At 72.8% G+C, this 19,559-nt stretch carries 16 protein-coding genes; 10 read left to right on the top strand and 6 right to left on the bottom strand.

What is annotated here, in order from left to right; genetic code table 11:
• Positions 1–46: 46 nt before the first annotated feature.
• Positions 47–1,168, bottom strand: a complete 1,122-nt coding sequence (locus QFZ71_RS11570; RefSeq protein ID WP_307668167.1) for a helix-turn-helix transcriptional regulator — start codon at positions 1,166–1,168, stop codon at positions 47–49.
• Positions 1,169–1,367: 199 nt separating this feature from the next.
• Here QFZ71_RS11570 and QFZ71_RS11565 point away from each other — a divergent pair, with 199 nt between their 5' ends.
• Positions 1,368–2,870, top strand: coding sequence for a sigma-70 family RNA polymerase sigma factor (locus tag QFZ71_RS11565; RefSeq protein WP_307668166.1), 1,503 nt, complete (start codon positions 1,368–1,370; stop codon positions 2,868–2,870).
• 23 nt (positions 2,871–2,893) lie between these two features.
• Here QFZ71_RS11565 and QFZ71_RS11560 read toward each other — a convergent pair whose 3' ends face one another.
• Positions 2,894–3,385, bottom strand: coding sequence for a GNAT family N-acetyltransferase (locus QFZ71_RS11560; RefSeq protein ID WP_307668165.1), 492 nt, complete (start codon positions 3,383–3,385; stop codon positions 2,894–2,896).
• Positions 3,386–3,434: 49 nt separating this feature from the next.
• Between QFZ71_RS11560 and QFZ71_RS11555 the strand changes: the two genes are divergently transcribed.
• The gene (locus QFZ71_RS11555) at positions 3,435–4,250 is read left to right on the top strand and encodes an exodeoxyribonuclease III (RefSeq protein WP_307668164.1); all 816 of its coding nucleotides are present in this window, start codon (positions 3,435–3,437) and stop codon (positions 4,248–4,250) included.
• Between the two features lie 155 nt (positions 4,251–4,405).
• Here QFZ71_RS11555 and QFZ71_RS11550 read toward each other — a convergent pair whose 3' ends face one another.
• Positions 4,406–5,047, bottom strand: a complete 642-nt coding sequence (locus QFZ71_RS11550) for a MerR family transcriptional regulator (protein WP_307671417.1) — start codon at positions 5,045–5,047, stop codon at positions 4,406–4,408.
• A gap of 169 nt (positions 5,048–5,216) precedes the next feature.
• Here QFZ71_RS11550 and QFZ71_RS11545 point away from each other — a divergent pair, with 169 nt between their 5' ends.
• The 4 genes from QFZ71_RS11545 (at position 5,217) to QFZ71_RS11530 (ending at position 9,029) form a co-directional block, all read left to right on the top strand.
• Positions 5,217–6,827 carry an NAD(P)/FAD-dependent oxidoreductase gene (locus tag QFZ71_RS11545; RefSeq protein ID WP_307668163.1) on the top strand — a complete coding sequence of 537 codons (1,611 nt, stop codon included), beginning with the start codon at positions 5,217–5,219 and terminating at the stop codon, positions 6,825–6,827.
• Entirely contained in the window at positions 6,824–7,807 is a 984-nt protein-coding gene (locus QFZ71_RS11540; protein ID WP_307668162.1) for an alpha/beta fold hydrolase, read from the top strand. Before QFZ71_RS11545 ends, QFZ71_RS11540 begins: the two co-directional genes overlap by 4 nt.
• On the top strand, positions 7,804–8,697 hold the full coding sequence (locus QFZ71_RS11535) for an SDR family oxidoreductase (RefSeq protein ID WP_307668161.1): 894 nt from the start codon (positions 7,804–7,806) through the stop codon (positions 8,695–8,697). The genes QFZ71_RS11540 and QFZ71_RS11535 overlap by 4 nt, the downstream gene beginning before the upstream one ends.
• A gap of 134 nt (positions 8,698–8,831) precedes the next feature.
• Entirely contained in the window at positions 8,832–9,029 is a 198-nt protein-coding gene (locus tag QFZ71_RS11530) for a hypothetical protein (RefSeq protein WP_307668160.1), read from the top strand.
• 178 nt (positions 9,030–9,207) lie between these two features.
• Here QFZ71_RS11530 and QFZ71_RS11525 read toward each other — a convergent pair whose 3' ends face one another.
• Positions 9,208–9,573 (bottom strand): helix-turn-helix domain-containing protein, encoded by a 366-nt coding sequence (locus QFZ71_RS11525; RefSeq protein WP_307668159.1) that lies wholly within the window; start codon positions 9,571–9,573, stop codon positions 9,208–9,210.
• Between the two features lie 216 nt (positions 9,574–9,789).
• A complete protein-coding gene (locus tag QFZ71_RS11515; protein WP_307668158.1) occupies positions 9,790–13,224 on the bottom strand; it encodes a S41 family peptidase in 3,435 nt (1,144 codons plus the stop codon).
• 188 nt (positions 13,225–13,412) lie between these two features.
• On the opposite strand from QFZ71_RS11515, the gene QFZ71_RS11510 reads away from it, so the two are divergent.
• Both QFZ71_RS11510 and QFZ71_RS11505 read left to right on the top strand, forming a co-directional pair.
• On the top strand, positions 13,413–13,985 hold the full coding sequence (locus QFZ71_RS11510) for a TetR/AcrR family transcriptional regulator (protein ID WP_307668157.1): 573 nt from the start codon (positions 13,413–13,415) through the stop codon (positions 13,983–13,985).
• A 126-nt stretch (positions 13,986–14,111) separates the two neighbouring features.
• The gene (locus QFZ71_RS11505; protein WP_307668156.1) at positions 14,112–16,349 is read left to right on the top strand and encodes an MMPL family transporter; all 2,238 of its coding nucleotides are present in this window, start codon (positions 14,112–14,114) and stop codon (positions 16,347–16,349) included.
• 280 nt (positions 16,350–16,629) lie between these two features.
• On the opposite strand, the gene QFZ71_RS11500 is transcribed toward QFZ71_RS11505, so the two are convergent.
• Positions 16,630–17,061, bottom strand: a complete 432-nt coding sequence (locus QFZ71_RS11500; protein ID WP_307668155.1) for an SsgA family sporulation/cell division regulator — start codon at positions 17,059–17,061, stop codon at positions 16,630–16,632.
• A gap of 491 nt (positions 17,062–17,552) precedes the next feature.
• Here QFZ71_RS11500 and QFZ71_RS11495 point away from each other — a divergent pair, with 491 nt between their 5' ends.
• Complete coding sequence (locus QFZ71_RS11495; RefSeq protein WP_307671416.1) at positions 17,553–18,719, top strand: serine hydrolase domain-containing protein; 1,167 nt, start codon at positions 17,553–17,555, stop codon at positions 18,717–18,719.
• A complete protein-coding gene (locus QFZ71_RS11490) occupies positions 18,716–19,519 on the top strand; it encodes an SDR family NAD(P)-dependent oxidoreductase (protein ID WP_307668154.1) in 804 nt (267 codons plus the stop codon). The genes QFZ71_RS11495 and QFZ71_RS11490 overlap by 4 nt, the downstream gene beginning before the upstream one ends.
• Positions 19,520–19,559: the final 40 nt, after the last annotated feature.

Below are 19,559 nucleotides of genomic sequence, written 5' to 3'. Positions count from 1 at the left end.
ACCTGCCGAAGGCCAACCCCCCCCCTGTACGCGGGAGGCCGTCCACTCACCCTGGGCGGCCTCCCGTCCCAGCTGTCCCGGTCCCGTAGTCCCACGCCACCCCGTGCACGCCGGGCTTGCACCGGGAGGTGAGCACATGGACGTCGTGCGCGGCGCCCAGCGGGACCCGCCGCCTGGCGCGGGGCGGGGCGCCGACCTTCTCCCGGACGTAGCGGTGGCAGTCCGCCGGCAGGGCGCCGGGGTGGAAGAAGACCTGCTGGAGGTACTCGTGGAGGTTCGTCCGCGACCAGCGTTCGTAGTGCGTGGCCGGGGTGTCGGACGGGCTCACCTCGACCGCGTAACTCACCACCGTGGTGTCGAGCTTGGCCAGTTTCCGGCCGAAGTGGATCTCCAGCACCAGCGATGTGAGCCTTTTGAGGTAGGTGGCCTCGACCAGCCGCCCGCAGGTGACCCTGATGTCGACCGGCTCGGCCGCCTCGTCGTCGAAGCTGAGCACGAAGACCGCCCGGTCGGCCCCGGCCCGGCCGGCCCGCAGCACGTTGGTGGTGGAGAGCCCGCTCAGGGTGCCGCTCTCGCCGACCCGCACGATGTCGTGGACCATCAGCGAGCTGGTCTCCTGGTTGAAGTGGCGGAAGCGCGCGCCGAGCGCCTTCTCCACCACCGAGTCCTCCCCGAGGATCTGGAGCGCCGCGCCCTCCGAATCCGGCTGGGTGGTCCGGCCGCGCGGGCGGCGCGGTCCGAGCAGCGAGCGCAGGGTTCCGGCGGGCAGTTCCAGGATCTCCTCCAGCACCTCCACCGCCCGCAGGGAACGGGCCCGCTCCGGCTGGCTGCGCCCGCGCTGCCAACTGCTGAGGGTGGCCCGGCTGATGGTGATGCCGCGCGCCTTGAGCCGTTCGCTCACCCGCTCCAGGGACAGCCCGCGCCGGCTCAGCGCCTCCCGCAGGACTGCCGGGAAGGTGTCGGCGCCGGTCGCGGCCGCGTGCAGGGCCGAGGCGGTGATGGCCCTGCCGGTCCGCGCCGCGGTGATGTGCGCCTCCTCCGGGCGCGCGGGCTGTCCCGCGCGCGCCGCTGTGGTGTCGGGACCGGTGAAGGACGGCCCTTCGGCCGGCGCCCCCGCGGTCTCCGGGCCGCCGCCGCATGTCTCGTCGGTGTCCGCTCTGCTCGACATGTCTCTCCCGTTGTCCCGGAACTCTCCCGGCGGGCCGGCCTACGGGCCCCCGCATACTGGTGGACCACCGGGCGGCGGGCGGATAACAGAACCCGCGGGCGTGACCTGCCCCACATCCGGGGCGAACCGGAACGCACACACGGCGGGGCGGGGCACGCAGGCGACCGACCGCACGTGGTGAACGGAACGAAGGGGCGTGATGGCCGTGGACAGCACCGCTCTCGTCGTCGCGGCGAGGAACGGCGACCGGGCCGCCGGGGAGCGGCTGGCCGCCCAGTACCTCCCCCTCGTCTACAACGTCGTCGGGCGCGCCCTCAACGGGCACCCCGACGTCGACGACGTGGTGCAGGAGACCATGCTCCGGGCCCTGTCCGGACTGCACGCGCTGCGCGAACCGGCGCGCTTCCGCTCCTGGCTCGTCGCCATCGCCATGAACCAGGTGCGCAGCCGCTGGTCCGGTCTCGGCCACCGGCCCGCCCCGCTGGAGGCGGCCGAGGAGCCCGCCGACCCGGCCGCCGACTTCGTCGACCTGACGATCCTGCGCCTCGAACTCTCCGGACAGCGGCGCGAGACGGCCGAGGCGACCCGCTGGCTGGACGACGCCGAACGCGATGTGCTGTCCCTGTGGTGGCTGGAGACGACCGGCGACCTCACCCGGTCCGAGCTGGCCGAGGGGCTCGGCCTTTCCCCGCAGCACGCCGCCGTACGCGTCCAGCGGGTGAAGAACCAGCTCGACGTCGGCCGTACCGTCGTCCGCGCCCTGGCGTCCGACCCCCGCTGCCCGGCCCTGGCGGACCTGCTGGGCGACTGGGACGGTACGCCGACGCCCCTGTGGCGCAAACGGATCGCCCGCCACGTACGCGGTTGCGCCTCCTGCTCCGAGGGCAGTACGGGTCTGGTCCCCGCGGAGGGACTGCTCTCCGGGCTCGCCCTCGTGGTGCCCCTCTACGACACCGGGCAGCAGACGGCGGCCGCTGTCGCCTCATCGGCGGGCCCGGTCACCGCCTCCGCGACGGCACCCGCCGCACCGTCCGCGTCCGCCGCGTTCTCGGTGGGGAAGGCGGCGGGGCTCATGGCCGGGGCGGCTGCCGTGACCGCCCTCGCCGTACTGATCTGGCCCTCCGCGCCCGGCCCGCCCGAGGCGCGGGGCGGTGGTGCCACCTCCAGCCCCGTGCCGTCTGCCGCGCACACCTCCGCCGAGCCGCGCCCCACGCGTTCCGCACTCTCTCCGACGCCCACGCCCACGCCCAGCCGGACGCCCACCGTGTCCCGGCTCCCCGCCGCCACCCCGACGCCCCCGCCGGCCGCGCCCGCCGAGCCGCGCCCCGGACCGGACGCGCGCGTGGTCACGCGGGTCAACACCCTGCGCGCCGCCAACGGCTGCCCGGAGCTGGCTACCGACCCCCGGCTGACCGAGGTCGCCCGGCGGCACTCCGCCGACATGGCCGCACAGAACTACTTCGCCCACACCGACTCGTCGGGCCGGGGCATGGGCGAGCGGGTCGAGGCCGCAGGGTACGACTGGTCGGCCGTGGGGGAGACCATCGCCACCGGGACGAGCGATCCGGCGGCGGTCGTCGAGGAATGGCGGGCGGGCTCGGGCCACGACCTTCTCAACTGCGATTTCACCCACGTCGGCGTGGGCCTCGCCGACTCCCCGCGCGGCCCGTACTGGACCCAGGTGCTGGCCGCCCCGAGGTAGGGATCAGGCTCCGGCGCGCCGGGTCATGCTCCGGGCTGCCGGAGCGGCTTGGACATGCAGATGCTGCTCGCGTAGTCCCGGTAGTAGCCGAACTTCTCGCACACCGAGTAGCCGCTGGACGTGTACAGCGCGACGGCCTCCGGCTGCTGGTCGCCGGTCTCCAGGACCATGCGGACACGGCCGGCCGCGCGGGCGTCCTCCTCCAGGGCCGCCAGCATCCGCCGGGCCAGGCCCCTGCCGCGTCCCTCGGGTATCACGAACATCCGCTTGATCTCGGCATCGCCGTCCCGGTAGCCCTGGTCGTTGCGGTCCTGGGTGCGCCAGCCGCCGGTCGCCACCGGGCGCTCGCGCTCGTCGTAGGCGATCAGGTACAGACCGTGCGGGGGCGTGAACATCGACGGGTCGAGCGGTGTGACATCGCCCTCCTCGCCGTAGCGCTCGGCGTATTCGAGCTGCACCTGGTCATTGAGTTTGACGGCGTCGGGGTGGTCGAACGTCCGCGGGTGAATGAGCATGCTGAACATCGCAAATCTGTGCGTCGGAGTGAGTAGGTACTGTTTACGGATGCTGACCGTTACCTCCGTGAATGTTAACGGCCTCCGCGCCGCCGCCAAGAAGGGCTTCGTCGAGTGGCTGGCGGGGACCGACGCCGATGTGATCTGCCTCCAGGAGGTGCGGGCCGAGCTCGCCCAGCTGCCCGAGGGGGTGGGTAGCCCCGAGGGGTGGCACACCGTTCACGCGCCCGCCGCCGCCAAGGGCCGGGCCGGTGTCTCGCTCTACTCGCGGCAGGCCCCCGAGCGGGTCCAGATCGGGTTCGGGGGCCACGGGGTCGCCGGTGCGGAGGAGTTCGACGCGAGCGGCCGGTACGTGGAGATCGACCTCCCCGGCGTCACCGTGGCGAGCCTGTACCTGCCCTCCGGCGAGGTCGGCACCGAGCGCCAGGACGAGAAGGAGCGCTTCATGGCGGCCTTCCTGCCCTACCTCCAGGGGCTCAAGGAGCGTGCGGCGGCCGACGGCCGTGAGGTCGTGGTCTGCGGCGACTGGAACATCGCCCACCAGGAGGCCGACCTGAAGAACTGGAAGGCCAACCGCAAGAGCTCCGGCTTCCTCCCCGAGGAGCGCGCCTGGCTGACCCGCGTCCTGGAGGAGGCCGCCTACGTCGATGTCGTCCGGGCGCTGCACCCGGACGTCGAGGGGCCGTACAGCTGGTGGTCCTACCGGGGGCGCGCCTTCGACAACGACACCGGCTGGCGCATCGACTACCAGATGGCCACGCCGGGACTGGCCGCGCGTGCGGTGAAGGCGTGGGTGGAGCGGGCGGCCACGCACGGCGAACGCTGGAGCGACCACGCGCCCGTGACGGTCGTCTACGAGCGGTAGCCCGCGACGGTCGTCCACGAGCGGTGGCTGGGCGCGTGGACGCGCACGAGGGATGGGCGTTCGCGGGGGCGTGCGCGATGGCCGGACGTGGGGCCGGTGCGCCGGTGTGCGCGGGGACCGGCGCGTAAGGGCTCATGCGGGCCGCGCGCCGGCGCTCACGCCTTCGGGGGCTGTGTGCCGTCCTCGCGCCGGAGCCTGCGGTCCAGCGCCATGGACAGTTCGGCGTCCACCACCGCGCGGGCCAGCGGGCGGAGTTGGGCCGGTTCGGTCTCCTGGGCGTGGGCATGCAGTACGCGTACGAAGATTTCGGCGAGCGCGTCCGCGTGCTCGCGGACGCGGCGGCCCGAGGAGAGCACCGTGGACAGCGGCACCCCTTCCCGTACCAGCTCCGCCGACACCTCCAGGAGGCGGCGGCTGATGTGCACGATCTCGTCGCCGTCGGTGGCGAGATAGCCCAGGTCGAGGGCGGTGGCCAGGTTCTCCGGGGTGACCTCGCCCTCGAAGTAGTCCGCGAGCTGCTCCGGGGTGAGGCGGACCGGGGTCTCCTCGGTGGGTTCGCCCAGGCCCAGCACCTCGGCGACGTCGCGCCCGCTCTCGAAGGTGGCGGCCAGGTCCGCGATGCCGTTGAGGGTGTGGCCGCGCTCCAGCAGGCCGGTGATGGTGCGCAGGCGGGCCAGGTGGTGGTCGTCGTACCAGGCGATACGGCCCTGGCGCCGGGGCGGCGGGATCAGCCCGCGCTCGCGGTAGAAGCGCAGGGTCCGCACGGTGATGCCCGCCTCCTTGGCCAGCTCCTCCATGCGGTATTCGCGGTGCTCGCGTCCTTCAGCCACAGGGGCACCCTATGTTGTACCGCCGGTAACTTTCCCCGGTCTGCCCCCTACCCATCAGTACGGTCCTGCTCTACTCTCCGAACCATGCCAGTGATTGCTGGCAGAGTGGTGTGACGTACCGCGGGGAGGCGGCAGCATGGCCCAGCAGGAACACGTACGTGTGGCGGTGATCGGAACCGGATTCGGGGGCCTGGGGGCCGCCGTCCGGCTGCGCCGCGAAGGCATCACCGACTTCGTCGTGCTGGAGAGGGCCGGCTCGGTCGGCGGCACCTGGCGCGACAACAGCTATCCCGGCTGCGCCTGCGACGTACCGTCCCATCTCTACTCCTTCTCGTTCGCGCCCAACCCCGACTGGCCGCGCACCTTCTCCGGCCAGGAGCACATCCGGGCCTACCTGGAAGGCGTCGCCGACACCTTCGGGCTCCGTCCGCACATCCGGCTGAACCATGAGGTGAAGCTGATGACGTGGGACAAGGAGAACCTGTACTGGGTGATCGAAGGTGCTGACGGATCGATCCTGCGCGCCGACGTGGTCGTCTCCGCGACCGGGCCGCTCTCCGACCCCAAGATGCCGGACATACCGGGGCTCGACTCCTTCCCCGGCAAGGTCTTCCACTCCGCGCGCTGGGACCACGACTACGACCTGGCCGGCAAGCGCGTCGCGATGGTCGGCACCGGCGCCTCCGCGATCCAGATCATCCCGGCGATCCAGCCGAAGACCGCGAAGCTCACCCTCTTCCAGCGCACCCCGCCCTGGGTCATGCCGCGCATGGACCGCGCCATCGGCAAGGCCGAGCGCGCACTCCACCGGGCGATACCCGCCACCGGCACCGCGCGTCGCGGACTGCTGTGGGGCATCAGGGAGTTGCAGGTGAGCGCCTTCACCAAGCACCCCCAGCAGCTGGGCCTGGTGGAGAAGCTGGCCAAGTCCAACATGGCGCGGGCCATCAAGAACCCCGTGCTGCGGGCCAAGTTGACCCCGGACTACCGCATCGGCTGCAAGCGCATCCTGCTCTCCAACACCTACTACCCCGCACTCGCCCAGCCCAATGTGGACGTGGTCGCCGCCGGTCTCAGCGAGGTGCGCGGCTCCACGGTGGTCGGCGCCGACGGGAGCGAGGCGGAGGCCGACGCGATCATCTTCGGCACCGGCTTCCATGTGACGGACATGCCGATCGCGGAACGGGTCGTCGGCACGGAGGGGATCACCCTCGCCGAGACCTGGAAGGACGGCATGAACTCGCTGCGCGGTGCGACCGCCGCCGGGTTCCCCAACTGGATGACGATCATCGGCCCGAACACCGGGCTCGGCAATTCCTCCATGATCCTGATGATCGAGTCCCAGCTGAACTACATGGCCGACTACCTGCGGCAGTTGAACGTGCTGGGCGGACGGGCCGCGCTCGACGCGCGGGACGCCTCCGTCACCGCGTGGAACGACAAGGTCCAGCAGCGGATGAAGCGCACCGTGTGGAACACCGGCGGCTGCACCAGCTGGTACCTGGACGCGGAGGGCCGCAACACCACGGTCTGGCCGGGCACCACGAGCGAGTTCCGGCGGGAGACCCGGTCGGTGGACCTCGCGGAGTACGACGTCGTCCGGGCCGGCGGCACGCCGAGGGCCGTCGGGAGCGGGCGCGTGCCCGAGCAGCCCGGCCGCACCGACCGCGAGACCGTGACCGCCGCGTCGGACGCGGCACCCGCCACCTCGGACGCGGGACCCGTCGCCGAGGAGGCCGCGCGATGAGCCGCCTCCTGCACCGCGACACCGTACCGCCGGTGCCCGCCGCCGAGTTGGCCGTACGGTCCGCCGACGGCGCGCGCGTCCACGTCGAACTGCACGGCCCCGAGGACGCCCCCGCGGTGGTCCTGGCCCACGGCTGGACCTGCAACACCCGTTTCTGGGACGCCCAGATCCGCGACCTGGCCATCGACCACCGGGTCATCGCCTACGACCAGCGCGGACACGGGCTCAGCCCCGATCCGGGCCCCGGCGGCTACAGCACGGACGCGCTGGCCGACGACCTCGAAGCGGTCCTCACCGCCACGCTCGAACCGGGCCGCAGGGCGGTGATCGCCGGGCATTCCATGGGCGGGATGACGGTGATGGCCGCCGCCGCCCGGCCCGCGCTGCGCGAGCACGCCGCCGCCGTCCTGCTCTGCTCCACCGGCAGTACGCGGCTCACCGCCGAGGCCCTGGTCGTGCCGATCCGCGCGGGGGTGCTGCGGACCCGGATCACCACCGCCGTACTGGGCGCGAAGGCGCCCCTCGGGCCGGTCAACCCGGTCTCGAAGAAGGTCCTTAAGTACGCGACGATGGGGGCCGGTTCGGCGCCGGACCGGGTGGACGCCTGCGCCCGGATCGTGCACGCCTGCCCCCGCCGGGCGCGGGTGGCCTGGGGCCATGTGCTCGCGGAACTGGACCTCGCTCCGGGCGTGCGGGAGTTGAGGGTGCCGACCGCGGTGATCGCCGGCACGGACGACCGGCTGACCCCGCCGGTCCACGCACGGGCCATCGCGGACGCCCTGCCGGTCGGCCTCGGGCTGACCGAGCTGGCGGGCATGGGCCACATGACGCCGGTGGAGGCCCCGGAGGCCGTCACCGCGAAGATCAGGGAGCTCGTCACCCGGTACGTCGCCACGGGAGCGGGAGCGCAGGGGGCGGCCGCCACGAGGACGGCCACCGAGGGGAAGGCCGCCACGGCCGGGAAGGAGGATGTCGCATGAGCGGCAAGCGGAGTCTGGAGGGGCAGGTCGTCGTCGTCACCGGCGCGGCCCGCGGCGTGGGCGAACTGCTGGCCCGCAAGCTGTCCGCACGCGGTGCGACGCTGGCGCTCGTCGGCCTGGAACCGGACGAGCTGAAGCAGGTCTCCGAGCGGCTGCACGGCGAGAGCGACCACTGGTTCGCCGACGTCACCGACCATGAGGCGATGGCCCGGGTCGCCCGCGAGGTCAAGCAGCGCTTCGGCAAGGTGGACGTGGTCGTCGCCAACGCGGGCGTCGCGGCCGGCGGCCCGTTCGCCGACTCCGACCCGGACGCCTGGCGGCGGGTCATCGAGGTCAACCTCATCGGCGGCGCGGTCACCGGGCGGGCCTTCCTGCCGGTGCTGATGGAGAGCCGCGGCTATTTCCTCCAGATAGCGTCGCTGGCCGCGATCACCCCGGCCCCGATGATGACCGCGTACTGCGCGTCCAAGTCGGGCGTCGAGGCGTTCGCGCACAGCCTGCGCGCCGAGGTCGGCTACAAGGGTGTGAAGGTCGGCGTCGGCTACCTCTCCTGGACCGACACCGACATGGTGCGCGGTGCGGACCAGGACGACGTGATGCGCGAGCTGCGGCAGCGGCTGCCGTGGCCGATGAACCGCACGTACCCGCTCGGCCCGGCGGTCGACCGGATCGTGGACGGCATCGCCCGCCGCTCCCCGCACGTCTACGCCCAGTGGTGGTTGCGCGGGATGCAGTCGGTCCGCGGCTACCTCCCCTCCGTCATCGCGATCGGCGGACCGCGCGAGATGCGGCGCGTGGAGCCGCGTCTGCACACCGTGTCCAAGGGGCTGGTGGGGGCCGGGGGAGCGGCGGACCAGGACGCGCGCGCGGAGCGTGCGGAGCGTCCATAGGGGCGCGGCCCAGCCGTGCGTCACGGTGGGTAGCGGTCCGACATGCGCGGTATGTCGGTGCGTGCGAGGCTGATCACGGCCCCGCGGGGGGCCACCCTCGTACGCACCCCACGCATCCCACAGGAGTGAACAGCATGGGTATCGCAGACCAGTTCAAGGACAAGGCGCAGGAACTCGCCGACCAGGCCGAGCAGAAGGCCGGCCAGGGCAAGGGCGAGGCCGAGGGCCACACCTCCCCGGCCCGCGGCGACCGGAAGCCGGACTCCTCCTCGGGCATGAAGGACCGTGCCCAGGACGCGGCGGACCGGGCGCGCGAGCGTTTTGACCGTTGACGGTCGCTGAAGTGTGACGCGTACGCGCTGCGGTCCGCGCGTGCGTACGCGTCGCGCCAGGAGGCGCACCCGGACTTCCGGGTGCGCCTCCGTCATGTGCGGGGCGCTCCCGTGCCCTCGATCGCCGGACGTACGCGCCGTCGCGCTCGCCGGGCGATCGGTCCCGTGCGGCCTCCGATCAGGCCGCGGAGTGCCGTCCGCTCGTGGGTTCTTCCGGGCGATGGCGTTCGTGGGGAGTGAACGCGAAGGCCGACGTGTCGCCGTCCAGGTCAATGCTCAGGGACGCGTCCAGGGCAGTCGCGAGACGTGCCAGCAGCGGGAGGGTGGGCACGGAGTCGCCGCCCTCGATGTTGGAGATCTGCGGCTGGGGCATACCGGCCCGGCGCGCCAATTCGGCCTGGGAGAGTCCGAGTGCGGTGCGACGATCGTAGACGGCCTGCCCCAGGGCGAACGCGTGGCCGGCTTCGATGTAGGCGGTGGACTCCTCGACCCTCTCGCCCAGAAGCTTCCGGGTCCGGCGGGTTCTCCAAGCGGAGTGGTTCATGGGCTCTCCTCCTGCGTCCGGTCGTAGCTGTGCTCGGCCGGCCCATGGTCGGGTTCGCACGTCTGCTGCGCCTGCCTGGCTCGATCGACCTCGCCGCCCTCACGTTGCCTGGTCTTGCGGAACACCGTCAACAACACGATGCGCCGGCCGGGGGCGAGCCTGGGCAGACGCGTTTCGCGAGGACGGACGGGGGCCGTGGCTGAGCCCGTGCGGCCCCTACCGCGGCGGGAGCGGGGGCCGGCTCAGGTTCGGGGCCGTGTCGTACGACGGAGGGGTGGCCGCCGGGTGGGCTTCGAGCAGTTCCAGGGCGAGGCGGACCGCGTCGTCCAGAACCGCGTAGCGGCCCTCCGCCCAGTCCAGGGGGGTGCGCAGGGCCTCCACGTCCGGCTCCACGCCGTGGTTCTCCACCGACCAGCCGTACGTGTCGAACCAGGCCGCGTTCATCGGCACCGTGATCGACGTGCCGTCGCCCAGCCGGTGGCGGCCGGTCATGCCGACCACGCCGCCCCAGGTGCGCTGGCCCACCACGGGGCCCAGTTTCAGCAGCCGGAACGCGGCGGTGATCATGTCGCCGTCCGAGGAGGTCGCCTCGTCGGCCAGGGCGACCACCGGGCCGCGCGGCGCGTTCGAGGCGTAGCTCACCGCCTGGGCGTTGCGGGTCAGGTCCCAGCCGAGGATCGTGCGGGTCAGCTTCTCCACGACCAGCTCGCTGATGTGGCCGCCCGCGTTGCCCCGGACGTCCACGATCAGTGCCGGCCGCGCCACCTCCAGGCGCAGGTCCCGGTTGAACTGGGCCCAGCCGGAGCCGCCCAGGTCCGGGATGTGCAGGTAGCCGCACTTGCCGCCGCTCAACTCGCGGACGACGTCCCGGCGTTTGGCCACCCAGTCCTGGTAGCGCAGCGGCCGTTCGTCCACCAGCGGCATGATCGCCACCCGGCGCGACGGACCCCCGCCCGCCGGGGAGAAGGTCAGCTCCACCGTGGTGCCGCCCGCCGCCGTCAGCAGCGGGAACGGTCCGGCCACCGGGTCCACCGGCCGCCCGTCGACGTGGGTGAGGACCGCGCCCTCCCTGATCCCCGTACCCGCCAGCGGCGAACGCGCCTTGGAGTCGGAGGAGTCGCCGGGCAGGATGCGCTGGACCACCCAGGAACCGTCCCGGCAGACCAGGTTGGCGCCGAGCAGGCCGATCGCGCGCTGGTAGTGCGGCGGGCCCTCGTTGCGGCGGGCCGGGGAGACGTACGCGTGCGAGGTGCCCAGCTCGCCCAGCACCTCGCGCAGCAGATCCGCGAACTCGTCCGGGGACGCGACCCGTTCGACCAGCGGGCGGTACTGGTCCAGCACCCCGTCCCAGTCGATGCCGCACATGTCCGGCTCCCAGAAGTAGGAACGGATGATCCGCCCCGCTTCCCCGTACGCCTGCCGCCACTCCGCCCCCGGATCGACCTCGTGCAGGATGCGGCGCAGGTCCAGGTAGACCGTGGAGTCGCCGTCGCCCGGCTCGGTGGCGGGTACGGCGCGCAGTTCGCCGTCGTCCATCACGACCAGCCGGGAGGAGTCGCCGCTGACCGCGAACCAGTCGAGGTGGTCGACCAGTTCGGTCCTGCGGGCCTTGGCGATGCTGAAGTGTTCCAGGGTGGGCCGCCCCGACATGTCGGCAGGGTTGGCGAACGTCTCGCCCAGCGCCCCCGAGATCGGCCAGCGCAGCCACACCAGCCCGCCGCCGCTCACCGGAGCGAGCGCCGAGTACTTGGAGGCGGAGACCGGGAACGGCGTCACCCGGCTCTCCAGCCCCTCGAACTCCACCATCACCGTCGAACCCTCCGACGCGCCCCCGTCCGGCACGTCCACGGGGTCCAGGCCGCCCGCCGCCGGACGCCCGTCCGGGGAGAGCGCGAAGGGGGACGGGGTCGCGGAGGAGAGCGGGACCAGGTAGGGGCGGCAGCCGAGCGGGAAGGACAGGTCGCCGGTGTGGACGTCGTACACCGGGTCGAAGCCGCGCCAGGACAGGAACGCCAGGTAGCGGCCGTCCTCGGTGAAGACCGGGTTCTCGTCCTCGAAGCGGCCGTTGGTGACGTCCACGATCACCGGGGCGCCGGGGCCGGAGATCCGGGCCAGTTTGATCTGCCGCAGCGAGCGGCCGACGCCGGGGTGCGACCAGGTCAGCCAGTCGCCGTCGGGGGAGAAGGCGAGATCGCGGACCGGGCCGTTGACCGAGCGGATCAGCTCGGTGAGGCCGGGGTGCCGGTCGGCCGGGGCGGCGCTCTGCGGGGCCGGTGCGCCGGTGGCCGCGTAGAGGTCGGCACGGGTCGAGCCGCTGGGGGACCGCTCGGTCGTGCCGGGTTCCTCGGCCGTTCCTGCCGCCCCTGCCGCCTCCGCCGTCCCGGTGGCCCCCACCGTCTCCGGCTCGCTCGTGTCCAGGAGCAGCAGACGGCCGTCGTTGGAGGCGATGGCGAGCCGCTCCCCGTCCGGGTCCGCGGCCATCTCCTGGACGCGGCCCAGCAGCCCGGTGGCCAGCCTGCGCGGTGGGCGGTCGCCGCTGGCGCGCGGCAGGTACGCGATCTCGACCGCGTCCGGTCCGTCCGCGTCGGTGACGTACGCGACCCGCCCCCCGCTGCCGAGCATCTCCGGCAGCCGCACCCGTACGCCCGGTGTGTCGGCGATGGTGCGGGCGGGGCCGTCGCGGTGGGTGAGCCAGTAGAGGCTGCCGCGTACGGTGACGGCGCTGGCCCGGCCCGTCTCGTCCACGGAGAGCGAGTCGACGTTGCTGGCGGCGGGCACCTGGTGGACGCGCCGGCCGGTGCGCGGCCCCCCGAGGCGTACCTCCAGCTTGCGCGGGGTGGCGTCGGGCGACTCCAGGTCCTCCGCCAGCCACAGCTCGCCCGCGCACTGGTAGATCACCCGGTGGCCGTCGCTGGAGGCGTTGCGGGCGTAGAAGGCGTCGTGGTCGGTGTGGCGGCGCAGATCGGTGCCGTCCGTCCGGCAGGAGTAGAGGTTGCCGACGCCCTCGTGGTCGGAGAGGAACGCGATGCGGCGGCCGACGAACATCGGGTTGGCGAGATGGCCGTCGATGTCCGGCAGCAGCCGTTCGCCGTGCAGCCACAGCCGGCCCATGGCCCCGCCCCGGTAGCGCTTCCAGGCGGCCGGTTCGTGCGGGGGCGTGCCGGTGAGGAGCAGGGTGCGGCGCTCGCCGTCGAGGTCGGCGACCGCGATGTCGGAGACCGGACCCCAGGGGAGCCTGCCGCCGGGGCTGCCGTCGGTGGGGACGCTGTAGGCCCAGGAGAAGTACGAGAACGGCTGGTTGTGCGAGGAGACGGCGAGGATCTGGGACGCCCCGCCCGGATCGGGGGTCCAGCCGCAGACCCGCGCGTCCGTCGAGCCCCAGTAGGTGAGTCTGCGGGCCGGGCCGCCGTCCACCGGGGTGAGGTGGATCTCGGGGTCCAGGGTGCGCCAGGTCGTGTAGGCGATGGAGGTGCCGTCGGGGGAGAAGCGGGGATGGCTGACCCGCGTCCGGTCGACGGTCACCCGCCAGGCCCGTCCCGGCCGGTGCCCCGCGGCGGCGAGAGGGGCGACCCAGAGGTCGTCCTCGGCCGCGAAGCACAGCATGTCCTGGTGGAGGTGCGGGAAACGGAGATACGCGACGTCGTCACTCACCCCCCAATGTTTTCGGTGCGCGGGGCCGGGGGCAACTTGTGGTGCACGACACAAGCGAAACGATTTCGTTTCGCTGAGAAGCGCGGGTACGGTTCATGTGTACGAAACAGTTTCGTTCAGTGTTGAGCGGGGCTGTTGTGCGAAACTGCCGGACGGAACTGCCGGGTGAGCGCGGAGGAGGTCGGCCCATGGCACGCACCAGGCTGACCCCCGAGCGTGAGGGCGAGCTGTACGAGGCCGTCCTCGACCTGCTCCGCGAGGTCGGTTACGACGCCCTGACCATGGACGCCGTCGCCGCACGTACGCGGTCGAGCAAGGCGACCCTCTACCGGCAGTGGGGCTCCAAGGCCGAGCTGATCGTGAAGGCTCTGCGGCACAACGAGCCGGGGAGCCTCGCGGACATCGACACCGGCTCGCTGCGCGGCGACTTCCGTGCCGCGCTGAGTCGGACCGACGACTGCCAGATGGAGAAGGACGCCGCGCTGATGCGGGGTCTGAGCCATGCCGTCCACGAGAACCCCGAGCTGCTCAAAGCCCTGCGCGAGCTGCTGATCGAGCCGGAGATGACCGGCCTCGGCCAGTTGCTGCGACGGGCGGTGGACCGGGGTGAACTGCGTCCGGACAACCCGGCGCTGAAGTACGTCCCGCACATGATGATCGGGGCGCTGGCCGCCCGGCAGCTCATCGAGGACCGCCCTGTCGACCAGGCGTTCCTCATGGAGTACGTGGATTCCGTGGTGCTCCCCGCCCTCGGCGTCTGACGTCCCCGAACCCGCCCCACCCGCACGGCCCTCTCCCCGACGCTCCACCTGACACGCCGCTCTCGTCGTCGGGCTGGTTCCTCATGCCCCGTTCCCCTCATACGACCTGACCGGGAGTACGCCCCCGTGGCCACTTTCCTCTACAAGCTCGGACGGCTGACCTTCCGCCGCCGCCGCTTCGTCGCCCTGATCTGGGTGGCGCTGCTGGCGGTCGCCGGAATCGGTGCGGCCACCGCACCCGCCGCCACCTCCAGTTCCTTCTCGATCCCCGGCACGGAGGCGCAGCGCGCCTTCGACCTGCTGGAAGAGCGCAACCCCGGCATGAGCGCGGACGGCGCGACCGCGCGGGTCGTCTTCCGGGCCCCCGAGGGCGAGAAGGTCACCGACCCCGCCAACAAGGCCGCCATCACCGGCATCGTCAAGGAGCTGGAGTCCGGCTCGCAGCAGATCGCGCAGGCCGCCGACCCGTTCCGGACGCAGGCGGTGAGCCGGGACGGTTCGACCGCCTACATAGCGGTCACCTACCAGGTCACCTCCATGGAGCTGACCGACGACACCCGCAAGGCCCTGGAGGACGCGGGCGAGGACGCGCGGAAGAGCGGCATGACGGTGGAGATCGGCGGAGACGCCCTCCAGGTCATGCCGCACACCGGGACCGCCGAGATCATCGGCGTCGTCATCGCCGCGATCGTCCTCGTCATCACCTTCGGCTCGCTGGTCGCCGCCGGACTTCCGCTGGTGACCGCCCTCGTCGGGGTCGGCATCGGGGTCTCCACGATCACCGCGCTGGCTTCCGTGCTCGACCTGGGCTCCACGACCTCGATCCTCGCCATGATGATCGGCCTCGCGGTCGGCATCGACTACGCCCTGTTCATCGTCTCCCGTTACCGCGCCGAACTGGCCGAGGGCCGGGAGCGCGAGGAGGCCGCCGGGCGGGCCGTCGGGACCGCCGGATCGGCCGTCGTCTTCGCGGGCCTCACCGTGGTCATCGCCCTGGTGGGCCTCGCCGTCGTCAACATCCCGATGCTGACGAAGATGGGCTTCGCCGCGGCCGGCACGGTGGCCATCGCCGTCCTCATCGCGCTGACTCTCGTCCCGGCCGTCCTCGGCTTCGCCGGCAAGCGGGTCCTGGGCCGCAAGGCGCGCAAGGCCGCCGAGGCGGAGAGCCGCCCCGAGGCGAAGAGCCGCCCCGAGGCCAAGCCGAACATGGGCACCCGCTGGGCACGGTTCGTGCTGCGCAAGCCGGTCTGGGTCCTGCTGGTCGGTGTCCTCGGCCTCGGCGTCATCGCCGTACCCGCGGCCTCGCTGGAGATGGGCCTGCCCGACGACGGCGCCCAGCCGAAGTCGACCACGCAGCGCCAGGCGTACGACATGCTCTCGGACGGTTTCGGCCCCGGGTTCAACGGTCCGCTGATGGTCGTCGTCGACGCGAAGAACAGCTCCGACGGGAAGGCCGCCGCGGACCGGGTCGCCGAGGAGATCGAGTCGATCGGCGTCAGCGCCGTCGTCCCGCCCGGATTCAACAAGGCCGGCGACACCGCGACGATCACGGTCATCCCGAAGGACCGGCCGTCCTCCCACGCCACCGAGGAGGTCGTCCACGCCATCCGTGACGCGGGCGAGGACATCAAGGCCGACACCGGGGCCGAGGTGCTGGTCACCGGAGCGACCGCGATGAACATCGACTTCTCGCAGAAGATGAACGACGCGCTGCTGCCCTACCTGGCGCTCGTGGTCGGCCTGGCGTTCCTGCTGCTGATGCTGGTCTTCCGCTCGGTCCTCGTCCCGCTGAAGGCGGCCCTGGGCTTCCTGCTCTCGGTGGTCGCGGCGCTCGGCGCGGTCGTCGCGGTCTTCCAGTGGGGATGGCTCGGCTCGCTCTTCGGCGTCGAGCAGACCGGCCCGATCATGAGCATGATGCCGATCTTCATGGTGGGCGTGGTCTTCGGCCTCGCCATGGACTACGAGGTCTTCCTCGTGACCCGGATGCGCGAGGCGTACGTCCACGGCGAGAGCCCCGGCCAGGCCATCGTGACCGGCTTCCAGCACGGCGCACGGGTGGTCACGGCGGCCGCGGTGATCATGATGGCGGTCTTCTCCGGCTTCATCGGCTCCAGCGAGCAGATGATCAAGATGATCGGCTTCTCGCTCGCCGTCGCCGTCCTCTTCGACGCCTTCGTGGTGCGCATGGCGATCGTGCCCGCCGTCCTGGCCCTGCTCGGGAAGAAGGCGTGGTGGCTGCCGCGCTGGCTGGACCGGGCGCTGCCCAACGTGGACGTGGAGGGCGAGAAGCTGCAGAAGCAGCTGACCGAGGGGCCAGGCCCCGAGGGCGGGGACAGCGGCGAGCGCGAACTCGCCCGCGCCTGACGCCGCTGGGGCCGTAGAGCCCGCCGGGCCCCGGCCCCCGTCCACCTGTGGGGACAGGGGCCGGGGCCCGGCGGCAGTCCCCGTGCGAGCCGGCGGCACGGGGGCCTCGCGCGTGCGCCTGGAGCTTCGCCCGTACGTCGGGGGTTCCGGGCGGTCGGCGGAGGGTTTCGGGCCCGTGCGTTCACGGCTTCGGGCGGTCGGCGGAGGGTTTCGGGCCCGTGCGGCCGGGATCTCGGGAGGTCGGCCGGGGGTCTCGGGCGTACGTCTCGGGTTCGGGCGGTCAGCCGCGGGCCGGTTGCGCGCCCCGCTCCGGGCGGGTGGTCTCCGGGCGGGTGGTGCGGGACGGCGGCTGCGGCTTCCGTCCGGCGTCCGGCGGGGTGGCCGCCGACTGCGCGCGGGTGCGGGCGAGGAAGCGGATCAGGGTCCGGATCTCGAACTGGAACACCTCGACCCCGTCCGTCGAGTGCAGCTCCACGATCAGCTGCGTACGGCCGCACGGCCAGACGCGGACGTCGCCGCGCTCGATCGGGGTCAGCAGCCCGCGTTCCAGCAGGTCGCGGCCGAACGCCCAGTCGGTCCCGTCGGGCAGCCCTATGTGGACGGTGCGGCGCTCGTCGGCCGGGTCGTAGCGCAGCTCGACGGGGACCGGACGGGTCAGCGGCCCGTCGGTGATGAGCCGGGCGCGTGCGTGTTCTTCGATCACAGGGGACATGGCCGGCTCCTCCTATATGTCGTGCTCTGTCATCTAATGTCCCATATTTTGTGGGAACGGCACGATGAGCGTGTGCGCACCGTGACCGTGCGCGACCTGGCGCGGAGACCGCGCGGCCCCGGCGGAACGGGGCCTCCCCCCCTGTACCCGAGGAGCCCTCCCGCCCCGTAACCGTGGAAGCTCTCCCTCCGCGCATCCGTGGCAAGCCCTTCTTTCGTGTACCCGCTGGAGCGCCCGGCGTACCTGTTGCTCCGCTCACGCGACCGCTCCGCGCCCCTGCCACCCCCCCGGCCGCGCCCGCTCGTACCCCCTCGCCGCCCCGCGCGCTCGGCCGTGAACGGATCGTGACGGCTCGGTGGTCCCGGCGACCCGCTCCCCGAACACCCCGCCGTGGCGTGCACCATGGGGGGATGAGCGGGAGCGCGGGAGTGAGCACGACGGCGGGCGCGGAAACGGAAGGCGGTTCCGGAGCGGTGGGGGCGGAGTCGATCGTGGACGTACGGGGCACGGTGGCCCGCGGGTACGAGCCGGTCGCGGACGCGTTCGTCCGCAACTTCGAGCAGCGCGGGGAGCGGGGCGCGGCCGTGGCCGTCTACCGCCATGGGCGCAAGGTCGTCGACCTGTGGGCCGGTACGCGGGACGTCGACGGCGCCGAGCCGTGGGCCGTCGACACCGTGCAGATCGTCCGCTCGGCGGGCAAGGGCATCGCAGCGGCAGTCCCCCTGATGCTCCATCAGCGCGGGCAGGTGGACCTGGACGCCCCGGTCTCCACCTACTGGCCGGAGTTCAAGGCGAACGGCAAGGAACGCGTCCTGGTCCGCGACCTCCTCGCCCACCGGGCCGGGGTTCCGGCCCTGGACACCGCCCTCACGCCAGCCGAGGCCGCCGACGGGGTCTCCGGGCCGGCCGCCGTCGCCGCCCAACACCCTTACTGGGAGCCCGGAACCGACCACGGATACCACGCCCAGACCTACAGCTGGCTGATCGGGGAACTGGTCCGCCGCGCCACCGGCCGCACCATCGGCCGCTGGGTCGCCGAGGAGATCGCCCGCCCGCTCGGGCTCGACTTCTGGTTCGGGCTGCCCGCCGACGAGGCCCACCGCGTCGGCCGTATCGGCCCCGTCGAACCCCCTGCCCCCACCGCCTCCTCGGGCGGCCTGCGGGTACGCCCCAAGCGCTCCGTCGTCGAGGCGTACCGCGATCCGGAATCCCTCACCCGCCGGACGTTCGGCGCGATCGAACCGTTCCCCGACGAGAACGACCCCGCCTACCGCGCTGCCGAACTCCCCGCGTCCGGCGGCATCGCGACCGCGCGGGGCCTGGCCCGCTGCTACGCCGCGATGATCGGGCCCGTCGACGGCCACCGCCGCCTGTTCGCCCCCGCCACGCTCACCCTGGCCCGCACCGAGGAGTCGGCGGGACCCGACCGGGTTCTGGTCGTCAACACCCGTTTCGGCCTGGGCTACATGCTGCACGGGCCGGCCTCCCCCCTGCTCGGTCCGGGCTCCTTCGGCCATCCCGGCCGCGGTGGTTCGCTCGGTTTCGCCGACCCCGAGTCGGGCATCGCGCTCGGCTACGTCACCAACGGGCTCCAGAAGGGAGTCACCGCCGACCCCCGTGCCCAGGCGCTGGTCAGGGCAGTACGGTCGGCGCTATGACACCTGAACCCGCCCGCGATCCCGCCCGCTTCGACGGCTACAGCGTCCTGATCACCGCCGCCGGCCAGGGCATCGGCGCGGCAACGGCCCGCCGCCTGGCGGCGGAAGGAGCCTCCGTCCTCGTCACCGACCTGGACGCGGAGCGCGCCGCCCACACGGCTGCGGCGATACGCCAGGCCGGCGGCACCGCCGACTCCCTCGCCTGCGACGTGGCCGACCGGGCGGCGGTCGAAGCGGCCGTCGCCCACGCGGTCGCGGCCTTCGGCGGCCTCGACGTCCTGGTCAACAACGCGTACGCGGCGGGTCAGGACGCCCCGCTCTTCGAGGACGAGACCGACGAGGTCTGGGAACGCGACCTGGACATCACCCTCTCCGGCCCGTTCCGCTGCGCCCGCGCCGCCCTGCCGCACCTGGTCGCGTCGGGCCGGGGCGCGATCGTCACCATCGGCTCGGTCAACGGTGAACAGGACTTCGGCGGCCACGCGTACAGCGCCGCCAAGGCGGGCCTGACCAGCCTGACCCGTACGCTGGCGGGCCACGCGGGACCGCGCGGCGTACGCGTCAACCTCGTCGCCCCCGGCACGATCCGCACCGACGCCTGGGCGGGCCGCGACGCCGAGTTGGAGCGGGCCGCCGCCCTCTACCCGCTCGGCCGCGTCGGCACCCCCGAGGACATCGCCTCCGCCGTCGCCTTCCTCGCCTCCACCGACGCGGCCTGGATCACCGGGACGACGCTGCGCGTGGACGGCGGCATCCTCGCGGTGAACACAGGATTCCGGCAGGCGATGACGCGGCCGTAAACACCTGGTGGGGCGAGGCGCGGGAGCCATAATCTGCGCG

This window comes from Streptomyces sp. V2I9 (assembly GCF_030817475.1).
In the GTDB taxonomy this organism is placed as follows: Bacteria; Actinomycetota; Actinomycetes; order Streptomycetales; family Streptomycetaceae; genus Streptomyces.
Note: the sequence above shows the minus strand (reverse complement) of the source record. Positions and strands in the feature narration are given on the sequence as shown.